Source organism: Methylobacterium sp. Leaf87, from assembly GCF_001422775.1.
Taxonomy (GTDB): domain Bacteria; phylum Pseudomonadota; class Alphaproteobacteria; order Rhizobiales; family Beijerinckiaceae; genus Methylobacterium.
In genome coordinates this window covers 86,058-99,573 of sequence record NZ_LMMI01000006.1, presented here as the reverse complement: position 1 = coordinate 99,573, position 13,516 = coordinate 86,058, and the positions used below count along the sequence as shown (strand labels likewise).

At 66.7% G+C, this 13,516-nt stretch carries 16 protein-coding genes; 12 read left to right on the top strand and 4 right to left on the bottom strand.

The genetic code is table 11. The features are described from left to right. Window positions 1–38 precede the first annotated feature (38 nt). Window positions 39–1,180, bottom strand: a protein-coding gene (locus ASF22_RS05850) for an IS3 family transposase (protein WP_156467404.1) whose coding sequence is annotated in 2 segments (ribosomal slippage) — window positions 39–913 and window positions 913–1,180 — 1,143 coding nt in all. Because the reading frame shifts where the segments join, the coding sequence is not laid out codon by codon here. A gap of 220 nt (window positions 1,181–1,400) precedes the next feature. Then, the gene (locus ASF22_RS05840) at window positions 1,401–1,748 is read right to left on the bottom strand and encodes a hypothetical protein (RefSeq protein ID WP_056262401.1); all 348 of its coding nucleotides are present in this window, start codon (window positions 1,746–1,748) and stop codon (window positions 1,401–1,403) included. Between the two features lie 453 nt (window positions 1,749–2,201). On the opposite strand from ASF22_RS05840, the gene ASF22_RS05835 reads away from it, so the two are divergent. The 5 genes from ASF22_RS05835 to ASF22_RS05815 all read left to right on the top strand — a co-directional run bounded on the left by ASF22_RS05835 (window position 2,202) and on the right by ASF22_RS05815 (window position 7,752). Continuing rightward, a complete protein-coding gene (locus tag ASF22_RS05835) occupies window positions 2,202–3,293 on the top strand; it encodes an alkene reductase (RefSeq protein ID WP_056262400.1) in 1,092 nt (363 codons plus the stop codon). 187 nt (window positions 3,294–3,480) lie between these two features. Further along, window positions 3,481–5,379 (top strand): PAS domain S-box protein, encoded by a 1,899-nt coding sequence (locus tag ASF22_RS05830; RefSeq protein ID WP_056262395.1) that lies wholly within the window; start codon window positions 3,481–3,483, stop codon window positions 5,377–5,379. Further along, complete coding sequence (locus ASF22_RS05825; RefSeq protein ID WP_056262392.1) at window positions 5,376–6,023, top strand: HAD hydrolase-like protein; 648 nt, start codon at window positions 5,376–5,378, stop codon at window positions 6,021–6,023. The genes ASF22_RS05830 and ASF22_RS05825 overlap by 4 nt, the downstream gene beginning before the upstream one ends. Window positions 6,024–6,159: 136 nt before the next feature. After that, window positions 6,160–6,348, top strand: a complete 189-nt coding sequence (locus ASF22_RS05820; RefSeq protein ID WP_156368912.1) for a hypothetical protein — start codon at window positions 6,160–6,162, stop codon at window positions 6,346–6,348. Window positions 6,349–6,654: 306 nt separating this feature from the next. After that, window positions 6,655–7,752 (top strand): GGDEF domain-containing protein, encoded by a 1,098-nt coding sequence (locus tag ASF22_RS05815; RefSeq protein ID WP_056262385.1) that lies wholly within the window; start codon window positions 6,655–6,657, stop codon window positions 7,750–7,752. Window positions 7,753–7,864: 112 nt separating this feature from the next. Here the strand turns inward: ASF22_RS05815 and ASF22_RS05810 are convergent, their stop codons facing one another. Further along, complete coding sequence (locus tag ASF22_RS05810) at window positions 7,865–8,362, bottom strand: outer membrane protein assembly factor BamE (RefSeq protein WP_056174216.1); 498 nt, start codon at window positions 8,360–8,362, stop codon at window positions 7,865–7,867. 209 nt (window positions 8,363–8,571) lie between these two features. Here ASF22_RS05810 and ASF22_RS05805 point away from each other — a divergent pair, with 209 nt between their 5' ends. Continuing rightward, window positions 8,572–9,141, top strand: a complete 570-nt coding sequence (locus ASF22_RS05805) for a ubiquinol-cytochrome C chaperone family protein (protein ID WP_056262382.1) — start codon at window positions 8,572–8,574, stop codon at window positions 9,139–9,141. After that, on the top strand, window positions 9,138–9,647 hold the full coding sequence (locus ASF22_RS05800; RefSeq protein WP_056262379.1) for a DUF177 domain-containing protein: 510 nt from the start codon (window positions 9,138–9,140) through the stop codon (window positions 9,645–9,647). The genes ASF22_RS05805 and ASF22_RS05800 overlap by 4 nt, the downstream gene beginning before the upstream one ends. Window positions 9,648–9,664: 17 nt before the next feature. Here ASF22_RS05800 and ASF22_RS24605 read toward each other — a convergent pair whose 3' ends face one another. After that, window positions 9,665–9,814, bottom strand: coding sequence for a hypothetical protein (locus tag ASF22_RS24605; RefSeq protein ID WP_156647614.1), 150 nt, complete (start codon window positions 9,812–9,814; stop codon window positions 9,665–9,667). On the opposite strand from ASF22_RS24605, the gene plsX reads away from it, so the two are divergent. From plsX to ASF22_RS05775, 5 genes are all read left to right on the top strand, one after another. Further along, window positions 9,815–10,849 carry a phosphate acyltransferase PlsX gene (gene plsX, locus ASF22_RS05795; RefSeq protein ID WP_056174222.1) on the top strand — a complete coding sequence of 345 codons (1,035 nt, stop codon included), beginning with the start codon at window positions 9,815–9,817 and terminating at the stop codon, window positions 10,847–10,849. 28 nt (window positions 10,850–10,877) lie between these two features. Then, complete coding sequence (locus tag ASF22_RS05790) at window positions 10,878–11,855, top strand: beta-ketoacyl-ACP synthase III (protein WP_056262377.1); 978 nt, start codon at window positions 10,878–10,880, stop codon at window positions 11,853–11,855. 95 nt (window positions 11,856–11,950) lie between these two features. Then, window positions 11,951–12,274, top strand: coding sequence for an integration host factor subunit alpha (locus ASF22_RS05785; protein ID WP_056174941.1), 324 nt, complete (start codon window positions 11,951–11,953; stop codon window positions 12,272–12,274). Window positions 12,275–12,282: 8 nt separating this feature from the next. Beyond that, the gene (locus ASF22_RS05780) at window positions 12,283–12,807 is read left to right on the top strand and encodes a MerR family transcriptional regulator (RefSeq protein ID WP_056262375.1); all 525 of its coding nucleotides are present in this window, start codon (window positions 12,283–12,285) and stop codon (window positions 12,805–12,807) included. Window positions 12,808–12,950: 143 nt separating this feature from the next. Beyond that, a complete protein-coding gene (locus ASF22_RS05775; RefSeq protein ID WP_056174944.1) occupies window positions 12,951–13,394 on the top strand; it encodes a hypothetical protein in 444 nt (147 codons plus the stop codon). Window positions 13,395–13,516 lie beyond the last annotated feature (122 nt).

Sequence of the window (13,516 nt, the reverse complement as noted above, 5' to 3'; positions counted from 1 at the left end):
TGACCTGACCGGTATTTTGGACCGAGCCAATTGGAAGGCTACTGCATGGTGGCGGCCATGGGTAGCCGGAAGGCCAGATCCGGGAGGGTGACAGGCGCAGGTGGCCGGTAGCCCAACGACGAATGCGGCCGAACGCGGTTGTAGGTATTCTGCCAGATCCCAATCACGGTCTGTGCCTCCTTGAGCGAGTAGAAGATCTCTTGGCGTAGACACTCGTCCTTTAGCTTGCCATTGAAGCTCTCGCAGTAGCCATTCTCCCACGGCGATCCTGGTGCAATGTACTGGATCTGCGGGCCGGTTTTGGCGACCCATTTCCGCAAAGCCTTCGAGATCATCTCTGGACCATTGTCGCAGCGGATGTTCTCTGGGATGCCGTGCAGACACATCGCATCGGCCAGCGCCTCGATCACGCCCAGGCTGTTGATGCGCCGGGCCACCTTCAGCGCCAAGCACGCCCGGCTGTGCTCGTCGATCAGCGTCAGGATGCGCAGGCTCCGCCCGTCGTGGGTCTGTGTCTGCACGAAATCGAAGCTCCAGACGTGATTGCGATGGAGAGGCCGCAGCCGCACGCAGGAGCCATCGTTCAACCACAACCGGCTTCGCGGCCGATGCTTTTGCGGGACCTTGAGCCCCTCACGACGCCAGATCCGCTGAACCCGGTCCTTGCCCACCTGCCAGCCCGCTGCCTGCAGCAGCGCGGTGACACGGCGGTAGCCATAGCGTCCGTATTCAGACGCCAAGGCGATGATGGCGCGGGTCAGCGCATCCTCGTCAGCCGGCACAGTCGGTATGTAGCGTTGCGTGCCCCGGTGCTGGCCAACGATCCGGCAGGCATGGCGTTCTGAGAGACCATACTTCTCCCTGATGCCGTCGACGGCCTGCCGGCGTCGCTCCGGGGCTATAAGTTTCCCGCGGCGACGTCCGCCAGCACCTGCTTCTCCAAAGACAAATCAGCCACGAGCCGGCGCAATCGCGCGTTCTCACGTTCCAGATCCTTCATCCGGCGCGCCTGGTCGATCTGCAAGCCGCCGTACTCCTTGCGCCAGCGATAGTAGCTCTGCTCGGAGATCTCGGCCTCCTTGCAGGCCAGGGCCAAACTCTTGCCCTGCGCCGTCTGAACCTCGATCTGGCGAAGCTTCAGCACCACCTGCTCCGCACCCGTCTTCTGACCTCGCCGCATGTCCAGCTCCTTCGGTCCTGGCTGATCCTCTCAATCAGCCCGGTCCAAAGCCAGCCAGTCACGTCAGGGACGAGCCGAAGGCCACGGGGATCTGAACCTCGATCTGGCGAAGCTTCAGCACCACCTGCTCCGCACCCGTCTTCTGACCTCGCCGCATGTCCAGCTCCTTCGGTCCTGGCTGATCCTCTCAATCAGCCCGGTCCAAAGCCAGCCAGTCACGTCACGGATCGGGCGGGGGAACGGCGTCACGCTGCGCGCAGATCGACATCATCCCGACGACACTCTCGATAGCCTCGGCGCGGGTGGCGACCGGCACCGGCATTCCGATCAGGACGGGGATGCCTTTCGGCAGATCCTTGAACTCCAGGTCGGCGTGCCAACCGTCATGTTCCTGGTAGACGTGGACCCCGCACGCCTTCGAGAGTTGCCAGTAAGCCTCGGCGGACGCCGCCGTGTTGGTGAATGTCTCGATCTGGACGCCGGTCACGTCGATGAGCTGGCCCTTCAGATGCCGTAGCAGGGCGGCGGCCCTCATTCGGTTCTGCGGGTTGCGGTACTTGTAGGCCATCGCGACGCCTCACTCGCCTTCAGCAAAATTGCCGGCGGCGACGAAGAATGTCCCCCTCCATCATGCAAGCTTCAAATCGCGCAGGCCAGCGCACCTAAGGTCCCGCCGGCTGCTGCGACCGATGCGGAACTCTGGCGATACAGATAGGTAACTTTGGGTTTTGGCCTCCGATTTCTCGAGGGAGGCGATGCGGATCATTGGATCGGGCATCACTGACGGCCCCACCGGCCGCGAATCATCAGAGGGGGTCGGTGCCGCAGGGTTCCGGCCCCTTCGTCCATCGAGGGCGGTGTCGTGATCCGGCGTGTGCGATGCCGCACCGGCGCGGTGGGCCTTCGTCGCGCCACCCCTGACATCGTATCGCGCGCAATCCAATTACGGGTCTCGAAGCCTCGACATCTTCCAGGATGCTGTCCGCTTCCGTTCGTCCTTGAAACAACGCGAGAGCCTACAATGCCGAGCCTGTCCGACCCGATCCGCATCGGCGCGATCGAAGCCAAGAATCGCGTCTTCATGGCCCCGCTCACCCGCGGCCGCGCCACCCGCGCCCACGTGCCGACGCCGATCATGGTGGAGTATTACACCCAGCGCGCCGCGGCCGGCCTCATCATCACCGAAGCCACCGGCATCAGCCAGGAAGGCCTCGGCTGGCCCTACGCTCCGGGCATCTGGTCGGACGAGCAGGTCGCGGCCTGGAAACCGATCGTGAAGGCCGTGCACGAGGCCGGCGGCCGTATCGTCTGCCAGCTCTGGCACATGGGCCGCATCGTCCACCCCGACTTCCTCGGCGGTGCCAAGCCGATCTCGGCCTCGGCCACGACGGCGCCGGATGCCGCCCACACCTATTCGGGCAAGAAGCCCTATGCCGAGGCGCGCCCGCTGCCCGTCGAGGAGATTCCGCGCCTCCTGGCCGATTACGACCGCGCTGCTCGCAACGCCATCGCGGCCGGCTTCGATGGCGTGCAGATCCATGCGGCCAACGGCTACCTCATCGACCAATTCCTGCGCGACGGCTCCAACTTCCGTGACGACCGTTACGGCGGCTCCATCGAGAACCGTATCCGCCTGCTGACCGAGGTGACCCGCACCGTTGCCGATGCCATCGGGGCCGACCGCACCGGCGTACGCCTGTCGCCCAACGGTGACATCCAGGGTGTGGATGATTCCGACCCCGACACCCTGTTCGCCGCCGCCGCCGCGGCCCTGTCGGAGATCGGCATCGCCTTTCTCGAACTGCGTGAGCCGGGCCCCGAAGGGACCTTCGGCAAGGCAAATCATCCCCCTGTCGCCCCGACCATCAAGGCGGCCTTCGGGGGCCCGCTTGTGCTGAATTCCGATTACGACGGCCCCAAGGGGCAGGCCGTGCTCGATGCCGGGCACGCCGACGCCATCGCGTTCGGGCGACCGTTCATCGCCAACCCGGATCTGCCCGCCCGTATTGCCGAAGGCGCTCCCCTCGCCAAGGACGAGCAGAAGACCTGGTACAGCCAGGGCCCGGAGGGCTACGTCGATTACCCGATCCGGTCCGGTGCGAAGGCCGCCTGACGCGCGAGGGCTCTGAGATACGGGCGGCCTGCCGACATGGCCGCCCGACGCGACGTTCGGTGCCAGATCTCCGATAGGGCGCCGGATGTGACACGGACGGGGAAGGAAGCGCGGCCATCGTTCCGAAACGAGCTTTGACGGATCTCTCAGGCGCCCTATCTGAAGACGCTGACGAGGACGCTCCCTTTTGACCGTAATCACCTCCTGCGATGGCCCGGGTAACGACTGGACCGAGGCCGAACGGCTCGAAGCCCTGCGTGATACGAACATCCTCGATAGCGGCCAGGATCCGGCCTACGACGATCTCGTTCGCATCGCCGCGATCGTATGCGCCGCTCCCGTCGTCCTGATCAGCCTCGTCGATGAGACGCGCCAATGGTTCAAGGCGCGCCTCGGCTTCGAACCGACGGAGACGCCGCGTACCCTGTCGATTTGCGACCACGCGATCCAGAATGGTCCGCTTCTGGTGATCCCCGACCTGACGGCCGATCCGCGTACCGCGGACAATGCCCTCGTTCAGGGCGAGCATCGCCTGCGCTTCTATGCCGGTGCGGTGATCCGTTCCAAGCGTGGTCTTCCGCTGGGAAGCCTGTGCGTTCTCGACAAAGTCGCCCGGCCGGACGGCTTGACCTCGCTTCAGACCGAGACCCTCGAGGCCCTGGCGCGTCAGGTCGCGACCTTGATCGAACTGCGACAGGCTCGGGAGGCGGTCGCCGTGCGCGAAGCTGACCTCGCCGCGAGCGAGCGTCGGTTCCGTGTCATGACCGCCGCCATGCCCCAGATGGTGTGGACCACGCAGCCGGACGGATTCCACGATTTCTACAACGACCGCTGGTACGAGTTCACCGGCGTGCCCTACGGCTCCACCGATGGCGAAGGCTGGAACGGCATGTTCCATCCCGACGATCAGGCCCGAGCCTGGACGCGCTGGCGGCACAGCTTGGCCACCGGAGACCCCTACGAGGTGGAGTACCGCCTCCGACACAAATCGGGCGTCTACCGCTGGACCCTCGGCCGCGCGATGCCCCTGCGCGATGCGGAAGGTCGCATCGAGCGTTGGTTCGGGACCTGCACGGATATCGAAGATCTGAAGCGCGCCGAGGAAGAGGCGCGCAAGCTCGCGGCCATCGTCGAGCATTCCAAGGACTTCATTGGCATCGCCGACGAGGACGGCCAGGTCCTCCATATCAACGCGGCCGGCCGGCGGCTCGTCGGCCTCGCCGATGCCGATGCGGTCCTCAGGACCGCCGTGCCCGACTACTTCGTCCCGGAATGCCAAACGACCGTGACGGAAACCGTTTTGCCGGCCGTGCGGCGGGACGGTTGGTGGGAGGGGGAGCTCACCTTCCGTCATTTCGCGACGGGGGAGGGAATCCCCGTGCTGTATAGCGTTTTCCCCGTGAGCGACACGCGTGGTGCCCTCATCGGCTATGCGACCGTGACCCGCGACCTGCGCGAGCGCAAACGCGCCGAGGAAGCCCGCGATCTGCTGATCAAGGAACTCTCCCACCGCATCAAGAACATCTTCGCCGTGGTCGAGGGGATCGCAGCCCTCTCGGCCCGGACCGATCCGGCGGCCCGTCCCTTCGTCGCGGCCTTCCGCCAGCGCCTCGGTGCCCTCGCCAACGCACACGAGTACGTGCGCCCGCACTCGCCTGCGAGCGCGCCGAAGGTGAAGGGCCAGACCCTGTTCGGCCTCATGCGCCTCATCATGGCGGCCTACGTCCAGGACGGCCGCGCGCGCATCGTGCTGCAAGGCGACGATATCGCCGTCGGCGACCGGGCAGCGACCGCGTTCGCCCTGATCATGCACGAGCAGGCGACCAACGCGATGAAGTACGGTGGCCTGTCCACGGAAGCCGGCACCGTGCGGCTCACCGGACGCCGCGACGGCGACACGTATGAACTCGTCTGGGCCGAGTCCGACGGCCCACCCGTCTCCGGGCCACCGACGCGCCGCGGGTTCGGCACCGTGCTGGCCGAGCGCAGCGTCGCGGGGCAACTCGACGGCACCCTCGAGCACGCGTGGAACAGCGACGGACTCGTGATGCGCCTTACCGTGCCGGCCGCCAACCTGACCACATGAGCCGCGGCCCCTATCGGCTCGTCGTCTTCGACTTCGATGGGACCCTCGCCGATAGTTTCCCGTGGTTTGCCCGTGTCATCAACGATGTGGCCGATCGCTATCGCTTCCGGCGGATCGCTCCGCATGAGACCGAGGTCCTGCGCGGCCTCGATGCCGCGGGTATCGTCCGCCATCTCGGAATCGCCCCGTGGAAACTCCCGTTCATCAGCCGTCACATGCACGCGTTGGCGGCCCGTGACATCGCTGAGATCTCGCTGTTTCCCGGGATTCGGACGATGCTGGCCGACCTCGCTGCGGCGGGTATGCCGCTCGCGATCGTCAGTTCCAACACCCGGGCCAATATCGAGGCAGTGCTCGGGCCGGATGCCCGGCGCTTCCGGCGCTACGCCTGCGGTGCGTCGCTGTTCGGAAAGGCCAAGCGCCTGAGAGCCCTGGTCCGCGACGCAGGTTTTACCCCCGGTTCGACCCTCTACGTCGGCGATGAGATCCGTGACCACGATGCGGCCCGGTCGGTCGGATGCGACTTTGCCGCCGTGGCTTGGGGCTACACCCGTATCGAAGCCTTGCGGGCCACGGGTCCGGCGCTGATGCTGACGCATCCGAGTGCCATCGTACCCGCCGTCGTTGGGCGCGTGTCTGCATAGACACACAGCGTCCGAAAGTAGATCGAACCGAGTGCGGCGGATTGCGCGCGCTGTCTCAGGCGCGCACGACTCGCCCCCGGATATTGAATGCGGAATCGCCATGTCGATGCAGAGTCAACGCGGTGGCCGGGATGGGATGTCCCACCTTTCTCAAGAGACCGCCTACGGCTCCAGGCCGGACCCGCAGGGACTATCTCCCAATATCGTCGCCAGTCTCGCCTGCGGCTTGCGGGCCGTCTACGAAGCCCGGCCGGAGACCGATGTTGCGGATGCTTTCGCCGATCTACTCATGCGGATCGAGGCCGCCGAGCGCGCACGGGGCTGAGACCGCCGGACGGCGTACGCGCGGGCCGAGCCGGCCTTTCGCCGACATCGTGTCCACACCGACTAACGAACCAAACCGATCATCGCTAACACGCTGCCAGAGCGAAGAAATTCTTGACCTGACGTGCACCTTTCGAGTGCGTCAGTGCACTAGTCCGACACCGTAGAGCGATGGTTTCCTCCGGCATGCATATGCCGCATCGGAGTGTTCGAGACGCGGGGCGCTACAGGTTTGCCGTTCGCCCACACAATCCGTAAGGCTTTCGCGGTAGCATCTCGGACCTGCGCTCGCCTCCAAGTCGATCCGATGCTCTCGATCCCCGACGTGCCGACCCTTCGTCTCTGCAGCATTTTGGCGAGCGCGGCGTTCGTTGTCGTCTATCTGTCCCTGTGGCGTGCGAGAACCGGCCAATCCTATCTGCTGGATTGGGCGGCGAGTTTCGCCCTCTACGTGGTGACGCTTCTGGGATACGCGCGCTTCGGCTACCACCCGGTCATCGCGGGAATCCTGTGCGGCCTCCTCGGCCTCGGCAACGTTCTCATCCTGACCGGAGTGTACCGGTTCGACGGCGTGAAACCGTTCCGGCCCTGGATGGCCCTGGTGATCCTCCTGCCCTGCGCCGGCTATCTCGGTCCCGCCCTCCTGGGGTATCCGGTGGCCGCCCAGATCGGCGCGACGCTCGGCCTCGTCTTCGACATGCTCGCCGTCGGCACGATCCTGATCGGCGGCCGGAAACTGACCTCGACCGGAGGACGACGCATCGCCGGGTTCGCGCTGCTCGGCTACGTTCCGGGGTACGTCGTAGCGATCCTCATCCTAGCGACCGAAGGCGCGATTCCCGATGTCGTGGGGCTCGTGCCGATGCTGTCGGACCAGATGCTGCTGGCGATCCTGAATCTGGGGCTCATCGCCATGCCGGGTGAGCGTGCTCAGAGCGCCCTGCGCCGGATCGCCCTGCGCGACGCTCTCACGGGTGCCCTGAACCGCGCCGGCCTCACGGCCCATGGCCCCACGACCGTGTCCGCGGACACCGCCGTGGTCGCCATCGATATCGATCACTTCAAGGCCATCAACGATCGGTACGGGCATGCGGCCGGCGACGCGGTACTGGTGGACCTGGCGACCGTCGCCATGCGCCGCATCTCGGGGCGCGACCTCGTGGTGCGTCTCGGCGGGGACGAGTTCGTCGTCGTTCTGACCGACGCCACCCGGGGTACCGCCTTGGCGTTCGCCGACGATCTACGGCGGAGCTTCGGAACGGTCCCCGATCTGCCCGCCTGGACCGCAAGCATGGGGGTCGCGATGGTTGCACCCGGAGAAACCAGCCTCCTCCCGGCCCTCGCACGGGCCGACCGGGCGCTGTACGACGCCAAGGGCTCGGGCCGCGATCGCGCCGCCGCCTGAGCCGATTCTCGCGCAACGCTCCGCCGCCCCTTCGTTCAGTCCAGCGAAAAGGCCGCCTCCGTGGTGCGGAAGCGGCCTCGATGGAAGCGTGACAGCGAAGCCAAATGCGCTCTTACTGCCCGGCGCGTGCGCCCGGGACGACGCTTGCACCCTTCCCGCTGCCGAAGGGCTCGTACCGCGTCAGACCGCGGAAGAGTTGCGAGATGAAGGCTCGGTCGGCACCGCTCGTCGGGGTCGAGCGCTCGATGAAGTCGAACACCTTGCCGTCCTGCAAACCGTAGAGCGCCACGCGCTCGACTTTGAAGGCCGGGGTGAAATACACGGCCGTGACCTTCTGGTCCTCGATCTGCTCGCCGAGGAATAGCACCGTACGGCGGGTGTTCTGGCTGATGTAGTACCAGCTCTTGTTGCCCACCGTGGACACCGTGGAGGGGGTACCGAGGATCGTCAGCACCTGCTCGGCGCTCATGCCGGGCTTCACCGTCGCCAGAGCGGCCTGATCGATCTGATAGCCGTGGCGCAGATCCTCGCCGATGCAGCCGGCGAGCCCGGTACCGATGAGGCCCAGGACGGCAAGGCGCGCGAGCGACGGAACGAAACGGCGCGACATCGACCACCCTTGATCTCGTTGAAGAACTGAACGCGTCTGCGGCCTCGAGCCCGACACGGCGACGGATCGCCCGCGGAAGCCGCAAGACGGTTGCACCTTGACCATGCGTTGCCGTACCCCGGGGTTATGGTTTTGACAAGGCAAGCGGGGCCACACCCGGCCCTTCCGCAGCGTCCGCGGCGCGCTGTCCACACGGGAAGGCGAGGCGCATGATCGGCCGTCTGTTCGGGCGAACCAGCCCCCGCGAACGCATGATCCGTGACCTTCACGTGCGCATCAACGCCGCCGCGCGGGTTCCGGCCCTCTACACCGCCCTTGGCGTGCCCGACACGGTAGAGGGGCGCTTCGAGTGTTTGAGCCTGCACGTGATCCTGGTGCTGCGGCGGCTCAACCGGCTGCCCGAGCCCGCGGCGGACGTGGCGCAGGACCTCATCAACGCGATCTTCCTCCAGCTCGATTCGTCCTTGCGGGAGAGCGGGATCGGTGATTTCGGAGTGCCCAAGCGCATGAAGAAGCTCGGTGCCGCCTTCTACGGCCGAGCGGCCGGCTACGATGCGGCCCTCGATGCGGGCGATGGGGACGCTCTCGCGGGGGCACTGGCCCGCAACGTCCTCGGTGGTGCCGCACCGGCTGACGCCGCGGACCTCGCACGCTACGTGACGGCGAGCGACCGGCTGCTCGCGAGCCTCGACCTCGACGCCCTCGTGGAGGCCGGGCCACGCTTCGCCGCCATCGAATCCGCCGCTCAACCGGCGAACCAATCGGGAGTTTCGCGATGACACGGGATCAGGCGGTCGGACCGCTTTCACGCTCGATCCGGGTCGACCGCATGGCGCGCGCCCAGGGCGACTTCATCGTAACGGCGACGCCGGAGGAATGCGCGGCGCTCGCCGCCGATTTCGGTATTCCGGGGATCCGCGACCTCGTCGGACGCTTCCGCGTCGGCGGCACGCTGGAGAACCTGTCGGTGACGGGTTCCGTCGAGGCCGTGGTGACTCAGATCTGCACGGTGAGCCTCGACGAGTTCGAAGCGCCCGTGCACGAGACCGTCGATGTGGCGTTCACCGATGGCGAGATCCCGACGGGACACGACGCCGAGGAGATCGACGTGCCCGATCCGATCGTCAACGGACGCGTCGATTTCGGGCTGCTGACCGCCGAGTTCCTGGCCATGGGTCTCGATCCGTATCCGCGGAAACCCGGTGTCACGTTCGCCGAACCCGAGCCCGACGTCGACGGAGCGCCCCTCGCGGGCCTGCGGGCCCTGCAGGGCGGCAAGGACTGAGCAGTCCTTTAGGCGGCTCAATCGACGGCTTTGCCTCCATCGGGGCAGATTTCGTTTGCCCGGCGGGCGCGAGTCGCTATTTTCCGCCGCGCCGTGACCGAGGCCGCCCCGATCCGGCCCTCGTCCGCGCGCGCTTTCTCGTTCACGAGGCCTTCGGCGAACTTCATATGTCTCAGAGAGTGTGCATCTCGCTCGACGCCATGGGCGGCGACCACGGCCCAACCACGGTGGTACCGGGCGCCGCCATCGCCCGCGAGCGCCATCCGGAGATGACGTTCCTGATGTTCGGGGACGAAGCGATCCTGGCACCCCTCGTCGAAGCCGAGCCGCGCCTGAAGGGCGCCGTCGAGATCCGTCACACGGCCCTGGCGATTGCGATGGACGAGAAGCCGAGCCAGGCCGTGCGCACCGGGCGTGGAAAATCCTCCATGTGGAAGGCGATCCAGGCGGTGAAGGACGGCGAGGCCGATGCCGCCGTCTCGGCCGGCAACACCGGCGCCCTCATGGCCATGTCGAAGATCTGCCTCAAGACGCTCGCCGGCATCGAGCGCCCGGCCATCGCCTGCCTGTGGCCCACCGTGCGCGGCGAGAGCGTAGTGCTCGACGTCGGCGCCACCATCGGGACGGATGCCGACCACCTCGTGGAGATGGCCCTGATGGGCTCGGCCATGGCCCGCATCGTCTTCGATATCGACCGGCCCACCGTCGGCCTCCTCAATGTCGGCACCGAGGAGATGAAGGGCAACGAGGCGGTGAAGGAAGCGGCCCGCCGCCTGCGCGAGGCCGACCTGCCGAATCTGAGCTATCACGGCTTCGTCGAGGGCAACGATCTCGGCCGCGGCACCGTCGACGTGGTGGTGACGGAGGGCTTCACCGGCAACATCGCCCTGAAGACCGCCGAGGGCACGGCGAAACAGATCGGCACCTACCTGCGTGCGGCCATGAGCCGGACCCTGTCGGCCAAGATCGGATACTTCTTCGCCCGCCAGGCGTTCAAGGCTCTGCGCGAGAAGATGAACCCGAGCCGGGCCAATGGTGGCGTGTTCCTCGGCCTGGAGGGCATCGTGATCAAGAGCCACGGTTCGGAGGACGCGCACGGCTTCGCGGCCGCCGTCGACCTCGCCCACGACATGGCCCGGCACGACCTCATGCGGACCATCCGCGACATGCTCGAACTGACACCGGCGGGGGCCTCGGCATGAGGCTTCTCGGGTGGTCGAGGACACAGCGATGACGTGCCTGCGCTCCGTCGTGGTCGGCTGCGGCTCCGCCCTGCCGGCCCGATGCGTCACCAACGACGAGCTCGCCAAAACCGTCGAGACCTCGGATGACTGGATCGTCCAGCGCACGGGCATCCGCCAGCGCTACCTGTCGGACGCGTCAGAGACGACCTCGCTGCTCGGCACCCGCGCGGCGCAGGCGGCCCTGGACGACGCCGGTCTCACGGCGGCCGACATCGACCTCGTGATCTGCGCCACCTCGACGCCGGACCACACCTTCCCGTCGACGGCCACGCAGATCCAGGCCGGCCTCGGCATGACGGGCGGCGTCGCCTTCGATCTCCAGGCCGTGTGCGCCGGCTTCGTCTACGCCGTCACCACGGCCGACAAGTTTCTCGTCACCGGCGCGGCCCGGCGTGCCCTCGTGGTCGGGGCCGAGACCTTTTCGCGCCTACTGGATTGGGAAGACCGCACCACCTGCGTGCTGTTCGGCGACGGTGCCGGCGCCGTGGTCCTCGAAGCCCGCGAAGGCGAGGGCACCAGCGCCGACCGCGGGGTACTCACCGCCAGTCTGCGTTCCGACGGACGCCATCGTGAAAAGCTCTACGTCGATGGCGGCCCCGGCTCGACGGGCACCACCGGGCACCTCCGCATGACCGGCAAGGAGGTGTTCCGTTTCGCCGTGGGTTCCGTCACGAATGTCATCGACGACACGTTCCGGGCGTCCGGCACAACGGCCGAGGACCTCGACTGGTTCGTGCCGCACCAGGCCAACCGGCGGATCATCGAGGCGTCGGCCGACAAGCTCGGTATCGCCCGCGACAAGGTGGTGCTCACCGTCGACCGGCACGGCAACACCTCGGCAGCCTCGATACCCCTCGCCCTCGACGTCGCCCGCAAGGATGGGCGGATCAAGGATGGCGACCTCGTGATGATCGAGGCCATCGGCGGCGGCTTCACCTGGGGTGCGGCCCTGATCCGCTGGTGAATCACCCGCACGGTTGACCCCGGCACCAACGCCGATTAGCGTGCCCTCTCAGACAGATAAGCAATAAAACACGAATCGATGCCGGGGGTATGCGCATGTCGGGAAAGACGGTCACACGCGCCGATTTGAGCGAGGCCGTCTATCAGCAGGTCGGCCTCTCGCGCACGGAATCCTCGGCTTTGGTCGAGACGGTGCTGTCTGAAATCTGCACGTGTCTTGCCAGTGGCGAGACGGTGAAGCTGTCGTCGTTCGGGTCCTTTGTGGTTCGCAGCAAAGGGCGGCGTGTCGGCCGCAATCCGAAAACCGGTGTCGAGGTGGCCATCGAGCCGCGTCAGGTCATGGTGTTCAAGCCGTCGAACGTGCTCAAAGCCCGCATCAACGGGCTGAATGGCGCCGGTGATCACGACGACGACGAATGAGGACTCCGATGTCGCTGGCCTCCGCCGACCCCCGCGACACGCCGGACCGGGCCGCTCAGGAGAAGAGTGCGACCGCCTTCCGCACGATCAAGGAAGCGGCCGACGAGCTCGAAGTTCCTCAGCACGTTCTGCGCTTCTGGGAGACGCGGTTCGCGCAGGTCCGCCCGGTCAAGCGGGCAGGAGGACGGCGCTACTACCGACCCGACGACATCGACCTCCTGAAAGGCATCCGCAGCCTGCTCCACGGGCAGGGCTACACCATCAAGGGGGCTCAGGCGATCCTACGCGAGAAGGGGCTCCGCTTCGTCCAGAGCGTCGGGCGTGGCGAGGCCGAAATCGCTGCGGCGTTCCCACCCGAGAACGACGGACCCGAGGAGCTGGATGCGCCTGGGATCGACGGATTGCCCGATGATGCCCGTCCGGTTCTCGAAGCCGTCCTCGACGACCTCTATGCCTGCCGGTCGATCCTGAACGATCTGCAACGCCTATCCGACATGGACGCGTCGACCGACGAGCCGGGGCCCCACCCCTGACGGCCCGCGACGGTCCCGGGACGGACACTGCCAAGTCCGATCGGGACCCTCGACGCGTCGCCTCCGCATCCCCACATCGCATGGACGCGTTCGCCCGCCCGATGCCCTCGCACGGAGACGCGGTCCGCGCCGGAGTGTTCTCGATGCTGCTTGCCCGTTCGACCGCCGCCCTCGTCGCCGGTCTGTTTCTCACCGCACCCGCCTTCGCGCAGACGACCGTGACCCGCAGCGAGACGGCCGCGCCCGGCAAGTCCGTGCGTCTCGCCATCGTTCCGAACCTGAAGAAGGACTGCACGGCCGGGCCGATGCCGGAGATCCGCGTCAGCGGTGCGCCGAAGAACGGGTCTCTCATCACCAAGGTCGGCAAGATCAAGACCCCGGCCAAGTACCGCTGCCCCGGCAAGGAAGCGGCCGTGCAGGCGCTCTTCTACCAGAGCAAGGACGGCTACACCGGCACCGACGAGGTGACCGTGGACGTCAAGGATTCCGACGGAAACGTGCAGACCCAGAACATCCGCATCACCGTCGATGGGTCGAAGAAGGATGCGCCCGCCAAGGATGCGACGAAGGCCGGCACCGACCTCTGAGGCGGACGGAACGCCCACGAGCCGCGCCGTCGCGCATGGTCTGGCTCGGGATCGCCGGGCGCCCGACGATCCCCTGAAACGAGCGGCGTGACACGCGACACAGGCTGGCCCCATGCGATGAT

Excerpts from the sequence above, each read along its gene's own strand:
- ASF22_RS05820 (WP_156368912.1), top strand. The coding sequence starts at position 6,160 with ATGTCCCACCTTTCTCAAGAGACCGCCTACGGCTCCAGGCCGGACCCG.
- ASF22_RS05790 (WP_056262377.1), top strand. The coding sequence starts at position 10,878 with ATGACGTGCCTGCGCTCCGTCGTGGTCGGCTGCGGCTCCGCCCTGCCG.
- ASF22_RS24605 (WP_156647614.1), bottom strand. The coding sequence starts at position 9,814 with ATGAAGTTCGCCGAAGGCCTCGTGAACGAGAAAGCGCGCGCGGACGAG.
- ASF22_RS05835 (WP_056262400.1), top strand. The coding sequence starts at position 2,202 with ATGCCGAGCCTGTCCGACCCGATCCGCATCGGCGCGATCGAAGCCAAG.
- plsX (WP_056174222.1), top strand. The coding sequence starts at position 9,815 with ATGTCTCAGAGAGTGTGCATCTCGCTCGACGCCATGGGCGGCGACCAC.
- ASF22_RS05775 (WP_056174944.1), top strand. The coding sequence starts at position 12,951 with ATGCTGCTTGCCCGTTCGACCGCCGCCCTCGTCGCCGGTCTGTTTCTC.
- ASF22_RS05810 (WP_056174216.1), bottom strand. The coding sequence starts at position 8,362 with ATGTCGCGCCGTTTCGTTCCGTCGCTCGCGCGCCTTGCCGTCCTGGGC.
- ASF22_RS05825 (WP_056262392.1), top strand. The coding sequence starts at position 5,376 with ATGAGCCGCGGCCCCTATCGGCTCGTCGTCTTCGACTTCGATGGGACC.
- ASF22_RS05840 (WP_056262401.1), bottom strand. The coding sequence starts at position 1,748 with ATGGCCTACAAGTACCGCAACCCGCAGAACCGAATGAGGGCCGCCGCC.
- ASF22_RS05800 (WP_056262379.1), top strand. The coding sequence starts at position 9,138 with ATGACACGGGATCAGGCGGTCGGACCGCTTTCACGCTCGATCCGGGTC.
- ASF22_RS05805 (WP_056262382.1), top strand. The coding sequence starts at position 8,572 with ATGATCGGCCGTCTGTTCGGGCGAACCAGCCCCCGCGAACGCATGATC.
- ASF22_RS05815 (WP_056262385.1), top strand. The coding sequence starts at position 6,655 with ATGCTCTCGATCCCCGACGTGCCGACCCTTCGTCTCTGCAGCATTTTG.
- ASF22_RS05780 (WP_056262375.1), top strand. The coding sequence starts at position 12,283 with ATGTCGCTGGCCTCCGCCGACCCCCGCGACACGCCGGACCGGGCCGCT.
- ASF22_RS05785 (WP_056174941.1), top strand. The coding sequence starts at position 11,951 with ATGTCGGGAAAGACGGTCACACGCGCCGATTTGAGCGAGGCCGTCTAT.